Origin of the sequence: Psychrobacillus sp. FSL K6-4615, from assembly GCF_038008225.1 — a bacterium.
In the GTDB taxonomy this organism is placed as follows: Bacteria; Bacillota; Bacilli; order Bacillales_A; family Planococcaceae; genus Psychrobacillus; species Psychrobacillus psychrotolerans.
This window is the reverse complement of the sequence record NZ_JBBOYQ010000001.1, coordinates 2,762,728-2,777,601: the sequence shown is the minus strand read 5'-3', so window position 1 is coordinate 2,777,601 and position 14,874 is coordinate 2,762,728. Positions and strand designations below refer to the sequence as shown.

Below are 14,874 nucleotides of genomic sequence, written 5' to 3'. Positions count from 1 at the left end.
TTAACCGCTTTTGACTTACTCAGTATGGGAAATTACAAAACTATCAACTGAAAAAGTTGATCGGATTAAATGCTGAAAGAATGATATTGTTTTAGGTATGCTACGGACAAGAACATTACTCGATTTAAATATGACATGCAGTTATCTTATTAAGAATGGTACAGTAAGTTTAACAAGATGGAAGAGGTGAAGCTATTAATGGAACAATGTTTATGGCCGCAAAGCAGTGAGCTTATGCAAGCTTATCATGATGAAGAATGGTGCAGACCTAGTTGGGATGACCGGTATATTTTCGAGATGTTGACGTTGGAGGGGGCACAAGCTGGATTGTCGTGGAGTATTGTTTTAGCAAAACGCAAAGCTTACAAAGATGCTTTTCAAAATTTTGACATTGAGTATTGTGCTAGTCTGAGTGACACGGATTTAGAATTTATAAAAGAAAATTACAATGTCATTAAACATTTTTCAAAGCTTCAATCCATTCGCACCAATGCAGAAGCAGTAGTGAGGATACAAAAAGAATTTAAGAGTTTTTCCCATTTTTTATGGCACTTTGTTGATTTTAAACCAATTAATAATAATTGGGAGACAGACATTCAAATCCCTGCTCAATCTCCATTATCGGTACAGGTTAGCAAAGAGTTAAAAAAGAGAGGCGTCAAATTTGTGGGACCTGTTACAACGTATTCCTTTTTACAAGCAATAGGCATAGTAGATGATCATATTAAATCATGCGATCATCATACTTTAAATCAAATAAATCGTGAAAAGACTTGATATGACTTTAACAAGCAATATATTGATGGGTGGAAATGATAATTTACTAGAAATTTGCGTTAACGAAGAATATTCTACGTGCTTACTCAAATGAGCACTATTGAAGCCTATCGGATCTATATGAAAAATAAAAAAAGGACTTAGCCAATATAATGGTTAAGTCCTTTTTGTTGTTCTATACATGAAATAATACTAGTTTCCCAGAACTATTTACTAAACGATGTGTTTTATTGGAAAAGCCTTTTTCTTCAATAATTGCTTCCCCTTTTTGCTTTGCTTCCTCGTCATTTTCATATTCCCAAGTTTCCTCTAAAATTAGTTCTCCGGTTGGTTCAAAGGCAGTAAATCGGTATGGTTTCATGAGTCAAACACCCCTTCATTATTCTACTATATATTATACACAAAAAATTATGAAAACAAAATGTAAAGCTAGCTTGACAATGAAGTGTGAAGTAAAGTAAACTTTACGTAAAGCTAACTTTACAAAAAAGGAGGGGCAAGTTGAAAAACTACGTTCGAGATAAACGGATGGCATTTGGCATGACACAGGACGAACTATCAGAAAAGCTAGATGTATCCAGACAAACAATAATATCGTTAGAAAAAGGAAAATACAATCCATCGATTAATTTGGCTTTTAAGTTATCCAGACTATTTACATGTACGATTGAGGATCTATTCATTTACGAGGAGGAAGAGAAGGATGTATGAAAAATTTGATTTACTTACATTTTTAATCGGTTTGCCATTAGCAATTGTAATAATAGGTATAGTTTTCATGATCAATCGAAAAATCGGCAAGAAAAAGAGATGGTTTGATGAACGATACAATAGAATACATGAAAAAGCACGATCCTATTCATGGGTAGCGACGACTATTGCAATCTTAGTTGTCTGGATGATTGTCATAGTAATGGAGGGACCTGGGCTGACCTTTTTCTTATTAACGGGTCTTTGGATCGTTCATATGCTTTCCTATACAATCGGAGCATTTGTTGCAAATCAAGATAACTAAGAAGGATCGTAGAAGACTGTATACATTTAGTTGTATACAGTCTTTTCCTTATGGTAAAATAAGAACAAATATTCTATTTTGGGATGAGGTGTACTTGATGGCAAGAATTCGTTTTCTACATGTGGCAGATTTACATTTGGACAGCCCTTTTAAAGGTATTTCCTCTATTCCTAAAAAAAGGTGGAAAGAAATACGGGAGAGTACTTTTCAAGCGTTTCAAAACATGATTAATTACGCGGTGGAAAGTAAACCGGACTTTATATTAATAGTTGGCGATATTTATGATGGGGAAAATCGGAGTCTCCGTGCGCAGCATTTATTTCAACAAGGAATGGAAGCTCTAAATGTAGAAAATATTCCGGTTTACATCTGTCATGGCAATCATGATCATTTAAGTGGGAATTGGGTTCGTTTTCAATTGCCTGCAAATGTTCATGTATTTGGCGAAAAGGTAGAAACCAAAACACTCTTAATAAGAGAAGAAAAAGTCCATATTACAGGATTTAGTTATAAAGAACGTCATATTCAGGAAGCAATGCATAGCTACTATCCAATTTCTAATCATGAGGAAATTCATATTGGAATGCTCCATGGTAGTGTAGAAGGCAATAAGGAGCATGATGTATATGCACCATTTCGAAAAAGTGATTTGCTAGAAAAAGGCTATCATTATTGGGCGCTTGGTCATATACACAAGCGTCAAATAATCCATTCCGAACCACCTATTGTTTATCCGGGAAATACGCAAAGTAGGCACCGCAATGAAAGTGGCATAAAAGGATTCTATGAAGTAACTTTACTTAATACTCAAGCTGACCTTCAATTTGTCCCATCATCTGCTTTTATTTATGACAAACTTTCTATAGATTGTGCAGATATAATCCATGCAAATGAATTAATCATCCATATTGAAACTGCACTAAGAAATTACAGTGAAATATACGGGAAAGCAATCTTGGAACTTACGTTAAATGGAATGACAGATGAAACAATTGAATTATTAAAATCTAGCAATAAAGAGGAGTGGCAAGTATTAATCCAGGAGAGTCTCGAACAAGCAAATAACTTTTTAATAATCAAAGAACTGTATATAGAAACTCCCATTGAGAAAAGCCCTGAATCTACTATGCTATTATCTTCTTTGAATGAATGGAACACTTCAGAATGGAAGCTCGCTTTAAAGGAACTTTATCAGCATTCTAGAGGGAGTAGATATTTACAGCCCTTAGATCAAGTTTTTATGGATGACGTCGTAAAAGAAGCAGAATCATTAGTTTTAGAGGCTATTGCAAGGAGGGGTAGCAATTGAAACTTGTAAAGCTTCAAATATATGGCTTTGGAAAGCATGAAAATATAGAGATTAAACTTAGCGATGGTATAAATGTGTTCTTTGGTGAAAATGAGGTAGGAAAGACTACTATTCAACAATTCATCCTGCATATTTTATTTGGATTTCCGCAAAGAAATGCACAGTTACTTCGCTATGAACCTAAAAGCAATGCTACTTATGGAGGTAAAGTAGAAATAATTGATGACCAAGGACAGCTCATAACGATTGAGCGAGTTAAAGGGAAAGCAAGTGGAGAGGTTACATTATATTATCCAGATGGGACCCGTGGAGGCGAAAGGGAGCTGTCTAGTATTCTCCACGCTTATTCACGCTCAGACTTTGAAGCCATTTTTTCTTTCTCTTTACTTCAATTACAGGGCTTCGAGAAGATGACAGAAGAAGAGCTTACGAAAACGTTGTTATCTTCAGGAACAACCGGCATCGATACATTAGCGATTGTCGAAAATCAATTTACAAAAGATATGGGAGAGCTATTTAAGCCCACTGGCAGAAAACCTTTAATCAATCAAAAGATAGAAGAACTACGTGAACTGGAGACTGCCTACAAGCATCAGCTAGAAGAAGTAGGAAAATACCAACCTGCTATAAAACGTCTGAACGAAATAGAAACGATAGTTGAGGAACTAGATCAACAAGAAAAAGAGATTTCTCAGCAGTTACAACGCTATATGGAATGGAAGCAACTGAAACCATTGAAAGAAACAGAAATGGACTTAAATCTGGAGCTCGACTTAGTAAAAGAACAGACCTTTCCTTCAGACGGTATTCGAAGATTTGAGTTGACGAAAGATAAGTTGAATCGTAATTCTATAGAGATGGAGCAAGTGAAAAAAGAATTAGATTCTTTAACGATCAATACAACTAGCTTAACTTCATCGCAAATAGAGGGATTACAATCATTTCTAAATCGAGAGGCAGAATGGCATCAGCTTCGCTCCAAACGAATACAAATAGAAGAGGAGCAAAGTAAAACACTGCAAAGCCAAATGCAGCAGTTAGCGCTAGTAGGAGTGAACTGGGAAAAAAGCTTGCAGCATATAGTCCACGCAGATGTTTCCATACAGCAAGAGGACAAACTGGTTACGACGCTTCAAACTGAAAAAAACTTGGAGCTTGAGATACAGCAAGAAAAACGATTACTTCAAATGAAGGAACAGGACTTGCTCCATTTACAACAAAGAGTGATAGAGTCCAAAAAGGTTAATAAATCCTCTTGGGCTCAACAAACCAATAAAATAATGTTCGGTATTATTGCAGCTATTGTTCTTATCGGGGTTATTATAGGTGTTGCACAATCAAATTGGATAGTTCCTCTTACTGCTATTATCATTAGCGGAATTGTATATGCAGGATTTACTTTCATGATGAATACATGGAAGCAATCGGATGATGTTCGAATATATGCAGATTTATTAAACAAGGAACTGCAGCCACTACAACAAGCAATTTCACATTTGAATCAAAAAATTAATGAGTTAGAAACTAATAAAACAAATATATCAAAACAGGTAAATGAGTTTTTGACAAGCTATCATATTAGTGAACAATTATCACCAAGTCTATTACCTGAACTATTTAAGCGACTTCGCCTAATTCAAGAACAGCAAATTCAGCTAGAACAAATGGAAACAAAGCTCTATGAAGTTGGTCTGCGAATACAGGAATTGTATAGACAAGCATTGGAAAAAGTTCCTTTTAATCTCTCAGAAGAAATGCTATTCCACCAATTACGAGATTTCTATTTAGCTGAAAAGCAAAAGTTAGAAGATCAGCAGTATAAAGCGACAAGGATTTCCGAGCTGCAAAAGAAATATAAAGAGCTTGCTTTACTTCAAGAGTCTTTTACCGAACAAATCCGCCTATTATATCAGGAGGCAAATGTGGATTTAGAAAGCGATTATTATACGGCAAATTCTCTCTATGAGAAAAAAGTGGAGCTTGAAAAGGAATTACGCCATATCCACATGCAATTAGCTGGAAAACATATAAACTTGAACGATTTTGAAATTACATTTGAGGACAAGTGTAAGGGAGAACTACATCAGCTACAACAACAGAGACATAAATATAATGATGAAAAAGCAACTTTGTCTTATCAAACGAAAAGATTATTAGAGGATGAAGAGCAGAGTGAACAATTACAATTATTAGAACAGAAAAAAGCAGAACTACATGAGCTCGTAAAAAAATGGGCGGCTCAAAAAGTAGTTGTTGAATCGATTAAACAGATGATGAAACAGTTAAAAGAAGAGCGACTTCCCGAAGTATTAGAAAATGCACAACATTACTTTCAATTGCTTACAAACCAATCATATGTACAATTGATCTTATCACCAGAAGGGAACTTTGAGGCAGTTAAAACCACTGGACAACGCTTTAAAATTGCAGAGCTCAGTCAAGCGACAAAAGAGCAAGCATATATTTCCTTACGCCTGGCCCTAGCAGTTTCCTTGCAAAGAAAAGCACCATTTCCCATAATCATGGATGATCCATTTGTACATTTCGATCGTGTCAGACTTCAACAAGTGGTACAATTAATGGCAGAGCTACAAAAAGAACACCAATTACTCTATTTTACTTGTCATGACAACATGCAATATGTATGGGAAGACGCATCCGTCATACAAGTAGCGACATTATTACCTAGAAAGGTAGGGGTTGTGAAATGAAAGGCATTACACAATTGCGAGTAGGGGAACCAGTTGATCACTACTTACTTATAAAACAATCTACAAAAGGTGTAACAACCGTTGGAAAACCATTTATGTCACTAATATTGCAAGATAAGAGTGGAGATATTGAAGCAAAACTGTGGGATACAAATGATGAGCATGAAAAGCTTTATGGTGCGAGTCAAATTGTACGTGTCGGTGGGGAAATCCAAGATTACCGTGGGAAGTTCCAGTTACGTGTAAAAAGTATTCGCCCAGTAAAAGCGGAAGAACCCATTTCGATTAATGATTTAGTTCCATCTTCAGAAAAACCAAAAGAAGAATTGATGGAAGAGCTTTTACAATACTTCTTTGAAATGAAAAATCCAATAATACAACGTATTACGAGACATCTGATGAAAAAACATCAGACATCATTTATGACGTTCCCTGCAGCAACTAAAAACCATCATGACTATGCTTCTGGACTAATAGATCATGTTGTGTCTATGCTTAAATTAGGAAAATCGTTATGTGATTTGTATCCAACGTTAAATAAGGATCTTTTATATGCAGGAATTATCTTACATGATATTGGAAAAGTAGTGGAGCTTTCAGGACCTGTAGCAACAACATATACAGTAGAAGGTAATTTACTTGGACATATTACCATAATGGTAACTGAAATTTCTAAAGCTGCCGAAGAATTGGAAATCGAGGGAGAAGAGGTAATGCTTCTTAAACATATGGTACTGTCTCATCATGGTAAAGAAGAGTGGGGAAGTCCAAAACGTCCTGCACTTCGTGAAGCGGAGATGCTCCATTATATCGATAATATTGATGCGAAGATGAATATGCTTAATCGTGCATTAGATAAAACAAACCCTGGTGAATTCTCCGAGCGATTATTCCCATTAGAAAACCGTTCATTTTATAAGCCAACATTTGAATAGACAAAAAAAGCGTAAAGGTGCGAAGCCTTTACGTTTTTTTATGGCTTTGTATTACCGATCATTTTCGTAGTTTGTGAAGCTTTAACTAACAGACGCACTAATTCTATAAAGGGTGCTTTACTTCTTCATAAAGGAGTAAAGCACCCTTTTGGGTTAAAAAGTATAGATAGATTAATTGAACAAGGGAAATCTTAAAGGAATAGAGAATAGATAGAATTGAAGGGGATGAACACATGGAAAGAAAGTTCAGTAAGATTTCCATTATATTAATTATTGTTGGAATTTTTGGTGCATATATGGCGTTCCCACCCATTAATATTGATATTTTTGGGTGGTGGGGAATATGCATTGGCTTTGGTATCTATCTAACAGGCATAGTGCTTGGCATCTGTGCATTCTTTAAGAAAGAAAAAGGGGTAATGAAGTATATCTCGTTACTTTCTGTTTCGTTGGGTGCATTATTTATAGGTTTTCTTTATGCAATTATCGGTAAAATTTAATGACTAATTTGGTGAGCTTATCCCACCCAATGAAGATTTTAATACGCTCAATATCTATAAAATTGCATAACAGAAATTACTATTAAAATAAGCTGAGCCCTCAGAATATGGTGCTAGAATACTTAAGTTATAGGAGGTACATATATGTTTTATAGGAGAAAATTTTACATTATAAAAAATGAATTTGTAGAGAAGTTTAATGAACACTTCAACAATACTAATTTACCTAATCAACTAAAGCACGGAGCTCGTTTGGTAGGACGATGGATGTCGGATAACAAAGATAATACCACAGAAATATTTGCTATTTGGGAATATGACAGTTATAACGATTATATAGAAATAGAGAACAATGTAAAAGCTGACAATGCCCATATTAAACGCATTAAAGAGTGGTATGAAAAAAATGGTGGAAGGGAACATGTTTTTACTAATTATATATTGGAAGTGAAAAATGAAGCATTAGTATCTACTTTAAATAAAGTAGATTATTAATCTTAAATACGTGTTTAAATCTTTGGGTGCTTATGCGCGTTGGTTCATTCACGTCTTCCACATGTTACTAGGGAAATTAAACATATCTTCTTAAACACAGGTGCTTTAAGAAAGATCATATTGATAATTATTTTATGTATTAAGTTGCATTTTTTCGTTCCGTACATGAATGATAGTATTCTGAAAAAGAACGAGAGCAAAATAAAAAAGGTTGAACATGACTTCCGTCATGTTCAACCTTTTTACTTGTGTTATTTATTTTTCGTCTTCAGTTGCCTCAGCATCTTCAGTTGTATCTGTTTTAGCTTCTGCATCTTCAGCTGGTGTTTTTTGTTCTTCAGCAGCTGCTAAAAATTGATCTAATGATGTTTTTAAGTCCTCATCTTTAATCTCGATTTTAGCGTCTTTCATCATTTTAGCCACTTTTGGTAATAATTTTGATTGGTCAGCTTTTTCTAACTTCAATTGTTTTTCAATTTCAGCTTTTTTATCTTCATATGATTTCTCAATTGTGCGAGTATCCGTTACTTCAATAACGTGGTAACCAAATTCCGATTTAACTGGTTCAGATATTACATTTTTCTCTAAACCAAATGCTACTTTTTCGAATTCTGGAACCATTTGGCCTTTACCAAACCAACCTAGTTCTCCGCCACTTGTTTGAGCTACTTCTTCCGTAGAGTATTCTTTTGCAACTTCTGCAAAGTCTTTACCTGACTCTAATTCAGCTTTAACTTTTTTCGCTGTTTCTTCGTCTGCTACTAATACGTGACGAGCATTAATTTCATTTTTAATATTTTCATATTCTGCTTTAATTTCTTCTTCTGTTACTTTAACATCTTCTATTAAAGCTTTTTCTTGCAATAGGTTTAGTTCTAAGAATTTTTTGTAAGATTCTTCAGTATAGCCTTGTTGAGCAATCATTGCTTCAAAACTTTCCCCGTACTGCTCTTTATCAGCTTTTAACTGAGTGTTTACTTCATCCTTAGACACTTCGTACTTATCTGCAAGTACTTTTTCAATCATTAGCAATTGGAATGCTTGATCGCCGATAGATGATTTCATCTCTTCATACAAATCATTCTGTGTAATATCTCCGACTTTAGATGTAGCAATAACTTCACTGTTTTTGTCTGAGTCCCCGCTACAAGCTCCTAAAGCAAGAACTGATGCTGCAAGTGTTAATGTTAATACTGTTTTTTTCATGAAATATTCTCTCCTAACTTCTATGTGTTGCCGTAGTTACTATAACATAAACGAAATAAAAACAAAAATAGTTCCCTTACATTTGCCTACCGAACATTTAAAATGCCGCATAGGATACATGGAAAAGGAGGTGTTTTAAATGAGCGGACAATATAACGGTGGCGGCGGATATAACGGTGGTTCAGGGTTTGCTTTGATCGTAGTTTTATTTATTCTATTGATCATTGTAGGCGCAGCGTTTCTCTACTAATTAAATAGGAGAAACTGAGATCGTCTAAAAAACGATCTTAGTTTCTCGTATTTGTAGAGTGAAAAAAAGAAATGACCCAATCTTATGAAGATTTGGGTCCACTTTTTTTCTCTTAAACTGCGTAAACTAGCTCAACATAAAAGGAAACAAGAAGAATCGTGATCAGGATATTGATCGTACGAAAAATCTTCGGATGTTTCTCTTCCGGAATTTCTTTTGACATTACTAAAGCATATGTCATTCGGTTAATTTGTAGCAAATAAAATGCTGAGAATAGAACTAATGTGAATATAATCATGTCTAGACTCCCTTCATATACTGACTAAGCATAACAAACAATGAGGAGGATATACAAGTGTTACATATTGTTAATAGTTTTATTCCGCTATTAAAATTTCGTACCCTGCATCTGTTTCCTCGATTAAAGCGCACTTAGGTGATTTACTTAAGTTTTTTACATAAATTAAATCGATTAAGCAAATTCCACAATGGTAAGCAAACAAAATAGTAAAATAGTGTGCAAAAACAGGAACTGCTAACGCTCCTATGACAAGTAAAGCATTTAAGAAAATAAAAGGAGCTAGTAAGATGAAAAGAAATCTGCCTTTTTGAATTGGTTCTATTATTCTTAAATGTACAGTGGGAATAAATCTAAATTGATTAAAGACAATAAATTTTATTTTTTCTTTAAGTCCAATCATTGGGATAAAATGAAATATTTTATGAAGTGGATAAACACCCAAAAATGCTATCGTAAATATCCAAAAGTAATCATCCGATTTATGTGTATCATTAATAATTCCTAATAAGGCATATGCAAATGAAAAAACCATAATTACTACTAAAGAAGAAAGAACAAATAATCTTTCTAAGCCATATTGTTTTTTCACATTAATTGTTTTCCAGCAGTGCAAGGTATGCAACTCCTATATATATAAATTTAATTTAGATACATAAGATAATCCTTTTTAATAGAAAAAGCAACCTCTTTATTTATAGGGGATTATTAACCTCGTATTATTAGTCTTTTGCTACAATTGTACTCTCGAGATTTTTTAATGATCTTTCGAAGATATCCATGAAATCGTCCCCGTAAATATTGCGAATAACAGCGGTTACATCCATGAAATCTGGAAATTTGCCATATACCTCTTTGATAGGGAGAGAGCCTTCCAGTACAGCATGCGGAGTCTCATGGTAGTTTTCATACATCTCTTCTAAAAGTACCTGTCCTTTTTTGGTCACATCTACATACGTATTTCGCTTATCTGTTTCTCTTTTAGAAAATGAAAGTAATCCGCGTTCCTCTAATTTCTTAGAAAAATTAAATGCTGTGGAGACATGCATGACTCCGAATTTTGCTATATCAGAAATAGTTGCACCTTTAAGGTGATATGATATCCATAAAATATGATGTTCATTAATATTCAAGTCATAAGGTTTTATCCATGATTGCCAATCTTTTTCTACTGCTTTCCAAAGTGCTTTAGATAGTTGTGCTATCCGCTGACTGTAAAGCATTGCTTCTTTCTTCGTATAAAATTGATCTGCCATGTTACCCCTGCTTTCTGTATTTAATTTCTTAAAAACATTATAGCAAGAAAGTAAGTAAGTGAATACAAGTTTAATAAATATTATTATTTTTATAATAATATTTCGGATAATTTTTAGAGTGAAACGTTTATAAAAAAAGGGTATATCCCATTTTGGAATATACCCTCCGTTCATATTATATTGTTGCTTCTTTTTTCTTTGGTAACTTACTTTCTAAATCTGCCATTGCTTCTTGAATAGATGAAATTTCTGCTTGAAGATGGGCTTGAAGAGGTGCAGTTTCGTTTTTCCATTGGGCAATACTAGATTTAAGGTCTTCAATTGTACTTGGTACTACTTCTTTTGAAGAATTTGTTAAGTTGTTTATTGAACTTTTAACATCTGCTAGTTGAAGCTTTATGTCAGAAAGCTTGTCTCTAAAATCATTAGAGGTAGACTTTAAGGAAGATCGAACTTCCATACCTGATTTTGGAGTGGTCATAAGTACAGTAGAAGCCCCAACTAGTAAACCAGTTGTTAACCCGTAAAATAATGGTGCTAGTTTCATAATAATTCACTCCTTTGCTTATATGTATTATTCCTTACCTTATGATAATTAAAACATATTATTTTATATAACAAAAGGGCAAGCTCCACGATAGGCAATTTGCACAGCAGCAAGGCACTTGTGTCTGGACGGAGCATCACTTTAGAAATTTATTTATATGTCGCTAATTAGATAGTTTTCTATAGAAAAAAAGCTTTCCTTCGAAAAGGAAAGCAGTTAGATTATATTTATACGGTTAGGGCTGTTTCAAAACTAGTACGTTTAATCAATTTACCTATAATTGGATAGATGATAAAGAATGCTATTGCATTTATAGCAATCGCTGGAATTACTACAATAACAAATAATTCCTGGAAAATTGCACCTGCTCCGAATACAAAAATAGCAGTTGATAAGAAAACTGTACCTGATATTAGTGTGCCAATTCCTGTAAGGATTACACCGACTGCAACCTTATTGGCTAATTTGTTTAATAATAATACAAGACCTAAGAAAACAAATGCTGTTACTGCTTTATCAATGATATTTGGAACAAATCCTCCTGGAAAAGTAGAAAACAGTCCAGAAATAACACCTGTTGAAATACCAAGTAAGAATGTGCTTTTTACGTTAGGAAATAATAGTATTCCTATAAACATCATTGTCAGCATAAAGTCTGGTTTCATCCCACCATTAATTCCTGGGATAATAATGTAAAGTACTGCTCCGACACCTACTAAAAGGGCCATCAAAACTAAATTCTTCGTATTCATTTCTCATCTCTCCTCAGCTATTCTATGCTCTGTTTGTTAATTTCCTCTAACGTATCCTCATGATCGTTAGCAAGAAACTTATATATGATTTTACTTGCTCGATGTAGTAATAGCAAGAATTACTTCTTCAATTTTTCAAATAATTCTCCTGCTAAGTTTTGTATGATCTCCGGAGTAAATGTTTTCTCTTTTGTGATCCAAGTTGGACGGAAGCCATCTGTTTGATCGTAACGCGGGATGAAGTGTAAATGGAAATGAAATACGCTCTGACCGGCAGGTGCTCCATTGTTATTTAATAGGTTCATGCCCACTGGACCGAAACTTTCTTTCAAAGCACTCGCAATTTTAGGGACAACTTTGAATAAGTTACTAGCTTCTTCTTCGGATAAATCATACACGTTCTCTTTGTGATTTTTAGGAATAATTAGTGTGTGACCTTTTGTTAATGGCATTATATCCATGAAAGCATACACATACTCATCTTCATAGATTTTCGCACTTGGAATAGAACCATCAATTATTTTGCAAAAAATACATTCACTCATCATATAGCCTCCATATTCATCGTTATGAAAAGTTTAACATATAATAGGACAGGCTGTGGAATGATAGAAGATTTTTTGAATTTTTTTTGGTAAACTATGTATAAGAAGTGAGGTGCGTAAGATGACTGTATTAGAAGTCAAAGACGTGACAGGTGGCTATACAAGAAAGCCTGTGTTACATGATTTAAACTTTTCGATTGAAAAAGGAGAACTAGTAGGGTTAATCGGGTTGAATGGTGCTGGTAAAAGTACTACCATCAAACATATTATCGGAACAATGAACGCTCTAAAGGGTGAAATCCTACTTAACGGTAAAACATTGAAAGAGGATCCAGCACAATATCGTACATCGTTTTCCTATATACCTGAAACGCCAGTGTTATATGATGAGTTGACGTTAAAGGAACATCTTCAGCTAACAGCGATGGCCTACAATTTAGATGAATCTGTTTTTGAGGCAAGAAAAGAAGCATTATTGAAAGAATTCCGTATGGAAAAAAGATTGAACTGGTTTCCAGCGCACTTTTCTAAAGGAATGAGACAAAAAGTAATGATTATGTGTGCGTTCCTAGTGAATCCAACATTGTTCATTATCGATGAACCGTTTGTAGGTCTGGATCCATTAGGTATTAAATCATTACTGGAGCAGATGAAAACAAGAAAAGATGAAGGGGCATCCATATTAATGTCCACACATATATTGACTACTGCTGAAAAATACTGTGATCGTATCCTACTTTTGCATAACGGGAAAATTCGTGCTCAGGGGACAATGGACGATTTACGGGCGGCATTTCAAATGCCTGATGCAACATTAGATGATCTTTACATCGAAATGACGAAGGAACAACAAAATGAATAATTTGCGTGAAGTATGGAGTAAACGGTTTATATTTTATATAAATGAATTGCAAAAATACTTGAAGTATATTATTTCTGGGCATATTGCAATTGTCATTGTATTTGTAATTGGGGCAGCCGGGTATACGTATAGTGAATGGTTGAATACAGCTCCAAAGGATTTTCCCGCCTTTTTAGTTGTATCATTCATCGTGAGTATTTTACTCGCTTTGAGTATGCCAGTTACGTTAATGAAAAAAGCAGATAGTGTTTACTTTCTTCCATTAGAAACAAAACTAGGTGAATATTTAAAACTCGCGCTTACATGGACTTTCTTTTCATCTATTATAGTACCGTTAGCAGCTTTAGTTGTGTCGATACCACTGCTAACAAGAATAGCTGGTTCCACATCACAAGAAATATTATTCTTCTTCGGAGCGATCCTTATTTGGAAGTATTGGAGTATCCAAACGGAATTCCAATATCGATGGGCATCCAACGGTAAAAATGTCTGGGTAGATTATTTCATGCGAATGATTTTATTGTTTACCGGTTTATATTTCTTACTAAGTGGTACCTATTTATTTTTACTTGCGGTCGTTATTATTCAAATACTCTATTTAATAGCTTGGAAGAAGAAAAAAGCAGAAGTACCTTTTCCTTTTGATCATTTCATTGAAGTAGAGCAATCACGTATGATGCGTTTTTATCGTTTTGCTAATTACTTTACAGATGTCCCGCATATTCAGGGGATGACGAAAAGAAGAAAGTGGCTTGATATTCTTTACAAACTTGCACCCTATGAACAAAAACACACACAATTATATTTAGTGGTACGTACATTTGTCCGTACAAATGATTATTTCTATTTATGGGTTCGTCTTACAGCGCTCGCTATGATCGGGGCCATTTTCATACCGTTTCCAATCGTTGCGATCATCTTTACTAGTGCTCTTTCATTTGCTACAGTCATTCAACTCCGCCAGTCTTTAGCGGCAGGAGAAGAATTCCGAATGGATTTACTGTTTCCTATTAAAGAGGGTGCACGAAAAAAAGCTGTTGATAAACTGATAAGAATAATTCAACTCATTCAGGCAATTTTCGTCTTCATCGTAATTTTAGTACAAGCAGGGTTCATAATGGAGTTAATGTTCATACCGATTGTGATGATCATTATTTCTGAACTGACGCTTCGGGTAAGTAAAATATAATTTAAGAAAAACTAGGCAAAAAGACGCCTAGTCCTTTAAGAACAGAAACTTGGGTATGCAGTTGATGTCCGCTGCGCGGACGCTTTCCGTGGGCACGGCTTCAGCCTCTTCCTCGCCCGCGGAGCCCAAAAGGATGTTGGTCACAAAGGCTTTGCCACAGGACGTGGCGCACTTTAGCCTTTGTTCTCCACATGTAACGGAAATCAGCAGACTCATTCTAAAAAGTC

General features: G+C 34.7%; 19 protein-coding genes. 11 read left to right on the top strand and 8 right to left on the bottom strand.

The window, feature by feature from the left end; translation table 11 throughout:
* Positions 1-198: 198 nt before the first annotated feature.
* Complete coding sequence (locus MKX53_RS13890; RefSeq protein ID WP_340912009.1) at positions 199-777, top strand: DNA-3-methyladenine glycosylase I; 579 nt, start codon at positions 199-201, stop codon at positions 775-777.
* A 175-nt stretch (positions 778-952) separates the two neighbouring features.
* Here the strand turns inward: MKX53_RS13890 and MKX53_RS13885 are convergent, their stop codons facing one another.
* Entirely contained in the window at positions 953-1,138 is a 186-nt protein-coding gene (locus MKX53_RS13885) for a YhzD family protein (RefSeq protein WP_340912008.1), read from the bottom strand.
* Between the two features lie 140 nt (positions 1,139-1,278).
* Between MKX53_RS13885 and MKX53_RS13880 the strand changes: the two genes are divergently transcribed.
* From MKX53_RS13880 to MKX53_RS13850, 7 genes are all read left to right on the top strand, one after another.
* Positions 1,279-1,488 carry a helix-turn-helix transcriptional regulator gene (locus MKX53_RS13880; RefSeq protein ID WP_093538589.1) on the top strand — a complete coding sequence of 70 codons (210 nt, stop codon included), beginning with the start codon at positions 1,279-1,281 and terminating at the stop codon, positions 1,486-1,488.
* Positions 1,481-1,792, top strand: coding sequence for a hypothetical protein (locus MKX53_RS13875; RefSeq protein ID WP_340912007.1), 312 nt, complete (start codon positions 1,481-1,483; stop codon positions 1,790-1,792). The genes MKX53_RS13880 and MKX53_RS13875 overlap by 8 nt, the downstream gene beginning before the upstream one ends.
* Before the next feature lie 97 nt (positions 1,793-1,889).
* Complete coding sequence (locus tag MKX53_RS13870; protein ID WP_340912006.1) at positions 1,890-3,101, top strand: metallophosphoesterase family protein; 1,212 nt, start codon at positions 1,890-1,892, stop codon at positions 3,099-3,101.
* A complete protein-coding gene (locus tag MKX53_RS13865) occupies positions 3,098-5,812 on the top strand; it encodes an ATP-binding protein (protein WP_340912004.1) in 2,715 nt (904 codons plus the stop codon). Before MKX53_RS13870 ends, MKX53_RS13865 begins: the two co-directional genes overlap by 4 nt.
* Positions 5,809-6,747 (top strand): 3'-5' exoribonuclease YhaM, encoded by a 939-nt coding sequence (yhaM, locus tag MKX53_RS13860; RefSeq protein WP_093538593.1) that lies wholly within the window; start codon positions 5,809-5,811, stop codon positions 6,745-6,747. Before MKX53_RS13865 ends, yhaM begins: the two co-directional genes overlap by 4 nt.
* A 233-nt stretch (positions 6,748-6,980) precedes the next feature.
* The gene (locus MKX53_RS13855) at positions 6,981-7,247 is read left to right on the top strand and encodes a hypothetical protein (protein ID WP_340769982.1); all 267 of its coding nucleotides are present in this window, start codon (positions 6,981-6,983) and stop codon (positions 7,245-7,247) included.
* Between the two features lie 144 nt (positions 7,248-7,391).
* On the top strand, positions 7,392-7,742 hold the full coding sequence (locus MKX53_RS13850) for an NIPSNAP family protein (protein ID WP_340912002.1): 351 nt from the start codon (positions 7,392-7,394) through the stop codon (positions 7,740-7,742).
* A 255-nt stretch (positions 7,743-7,997) separates the two neighbouring features.
* Here MKX53_RS13850 and MKX53_RS13845 read toward each other — a convergent pair whose 3' ends face one another.
* On the bottom strand, positions 7,998-8,948 hold the full coding sequence (locus MKX53_RS13845) for a peptidylprolyl isomerase (RefSeq protein ID WP_340911999.1): 951 nt from the start codon (positions 8,946-8,948) through the stop codon (positions 7,998-8,000).
* A 139-nt stretch (positions 8,949-9,087) separates the two neighbouring features.
* On the opposite strand from MKX53_RS13845, the gene MKX53_RS13840 reads away from it, so the two are divergent.
* Positions 9,088-9,198, top strand: coding sequence for a YjcZ family sporulation protein (locus tag MKX53_RS13840; RefSeq protein ID WP_090570162.1), 111 nt, complete (start codon positions 9,088-9,090; stop codon positions 9,196-9,198).
* A gap of 112 nt (positions 9,199-9,310) precedes the next feature.
* On the opposite strand, the gene MKX53_RS13835 is transcribed toward MKX53_RS13840, so the two are convergent.
* The 6 genes from MKX53_RS13835 to MKX53_RS13810 form a co-directional block, all read right to left on the bottom strand.
* Entirely contained in the window at positions 9,311-9,496 is a 186-nt protein-coding gene (locus MKX53_RS13835; RefSeq protein ID WP_090570160.1) for a hypothetical protein, read from the bottom strand.
* 79 nt (positions 9,497-9,575) lie between these two features.
* The gene (locus tag MKX53_RS13830; RefSeq protein ID WP_093538597.1) at positions 9,576-10,112 is read right to left on the bottom strand and encodes a DUF3267 domain-containing protein; all 537 of its coding nucleotides are present in this window, start codon (positions 10,110-10,112) and stop codon (positions 9,576-9,578) included.
* A gap of 106 nt (positions 10,113-10,218) precedes the next feature.
* Positions 10,219-10,752 carry an HTH-type transcriptional regulator Hpr gene (locus MKX53_RS13825; RefSeq protein ID WP_093538598.1) on the bottom strand — a complete coding sequence of 178 codons (534 nt, stop codon included), beginning with the start codon at positions 10,750-10,752 and terminating at the stop codon, positions 10,219-10,221.
* A 175-nt stretch (positions 10,753-10,927) separates the two neighbouring features.
* The gene (locus MKX53_RS13820; RefSeq protein WP_093538599.1) at positions 10,928-11,299 is read right to left on the bottom strand and encodes a YtxH domain-containing protein; all 372 of its coding nucleotides are present in this window, start codon (positions 11,297-11,299) and stop codon (positions 10,928-10,930) included.
* Positions 11,300-11,526: 227 nt separating this feature from the next.
* Positions 11,527-12,051 (bottom strand): tryptophan transporter, encoded by a 525-nt coding sequence (locus tag MKX53_RS13815; protein WP_093538600.1) that lies wholly within the window; start codon positions 12,049-12,051, stop codon positions 11,527-11,529.
* A 119-nt stretch (positions 12,052-12,170) separates the two neighbouring features.
* Positions 12,171-12,596, bottom strand: a complete 426-nt coding sequence (locus MKX53_RS13810) for an HIT family protein (RefSeq protein ID WP_093538601.1) — start codon at positions 12,594-12,596, stop codon at positions 12,171-12,173.
* Between the two features lie 121 nt (positions 12,597-12,717).
* Here MKX53_RS13810 and MKX53_RS13805 point away from each other — a divergent pair, with 121 nt between their 5' ends.
* Together MKX53_RS13805 and MKX53_RS13800 are read left to right on the top strand one after the other, a co-directional pair.
* Positions 12,718-13,458 carry an ABC transporter ATP-binding protein gene (locus MKX53_RS13805; RefSeq protein ID WP_093538602.1) on the top strand — a complete coding sequence of 247 codons (741 nt, stop codon included), beginning with the start codon at positions 12,718-12,720 and terminating at the stop codon, positions 13,456-13,458.
* Positions 13,451-14,647 carry an ABC transporter permease gene (locus MKX53_RS13800; protein ID WP_340911997.1) on the top strand — a complete coding sequence of 399 codons (1,197 nt, stop codon included), beginning with the start codon at positions 13,451-13,453 and terminating at the stop codon, positions 14,645-14,647. Before MKX53_RS13805 ends, MKX53_RS13800 begins: the two co-directional genes overlap by 8 nt.
* The last annotated feature ends 227 nt before the right edge of the window (positions 14,648-14,874 follow it).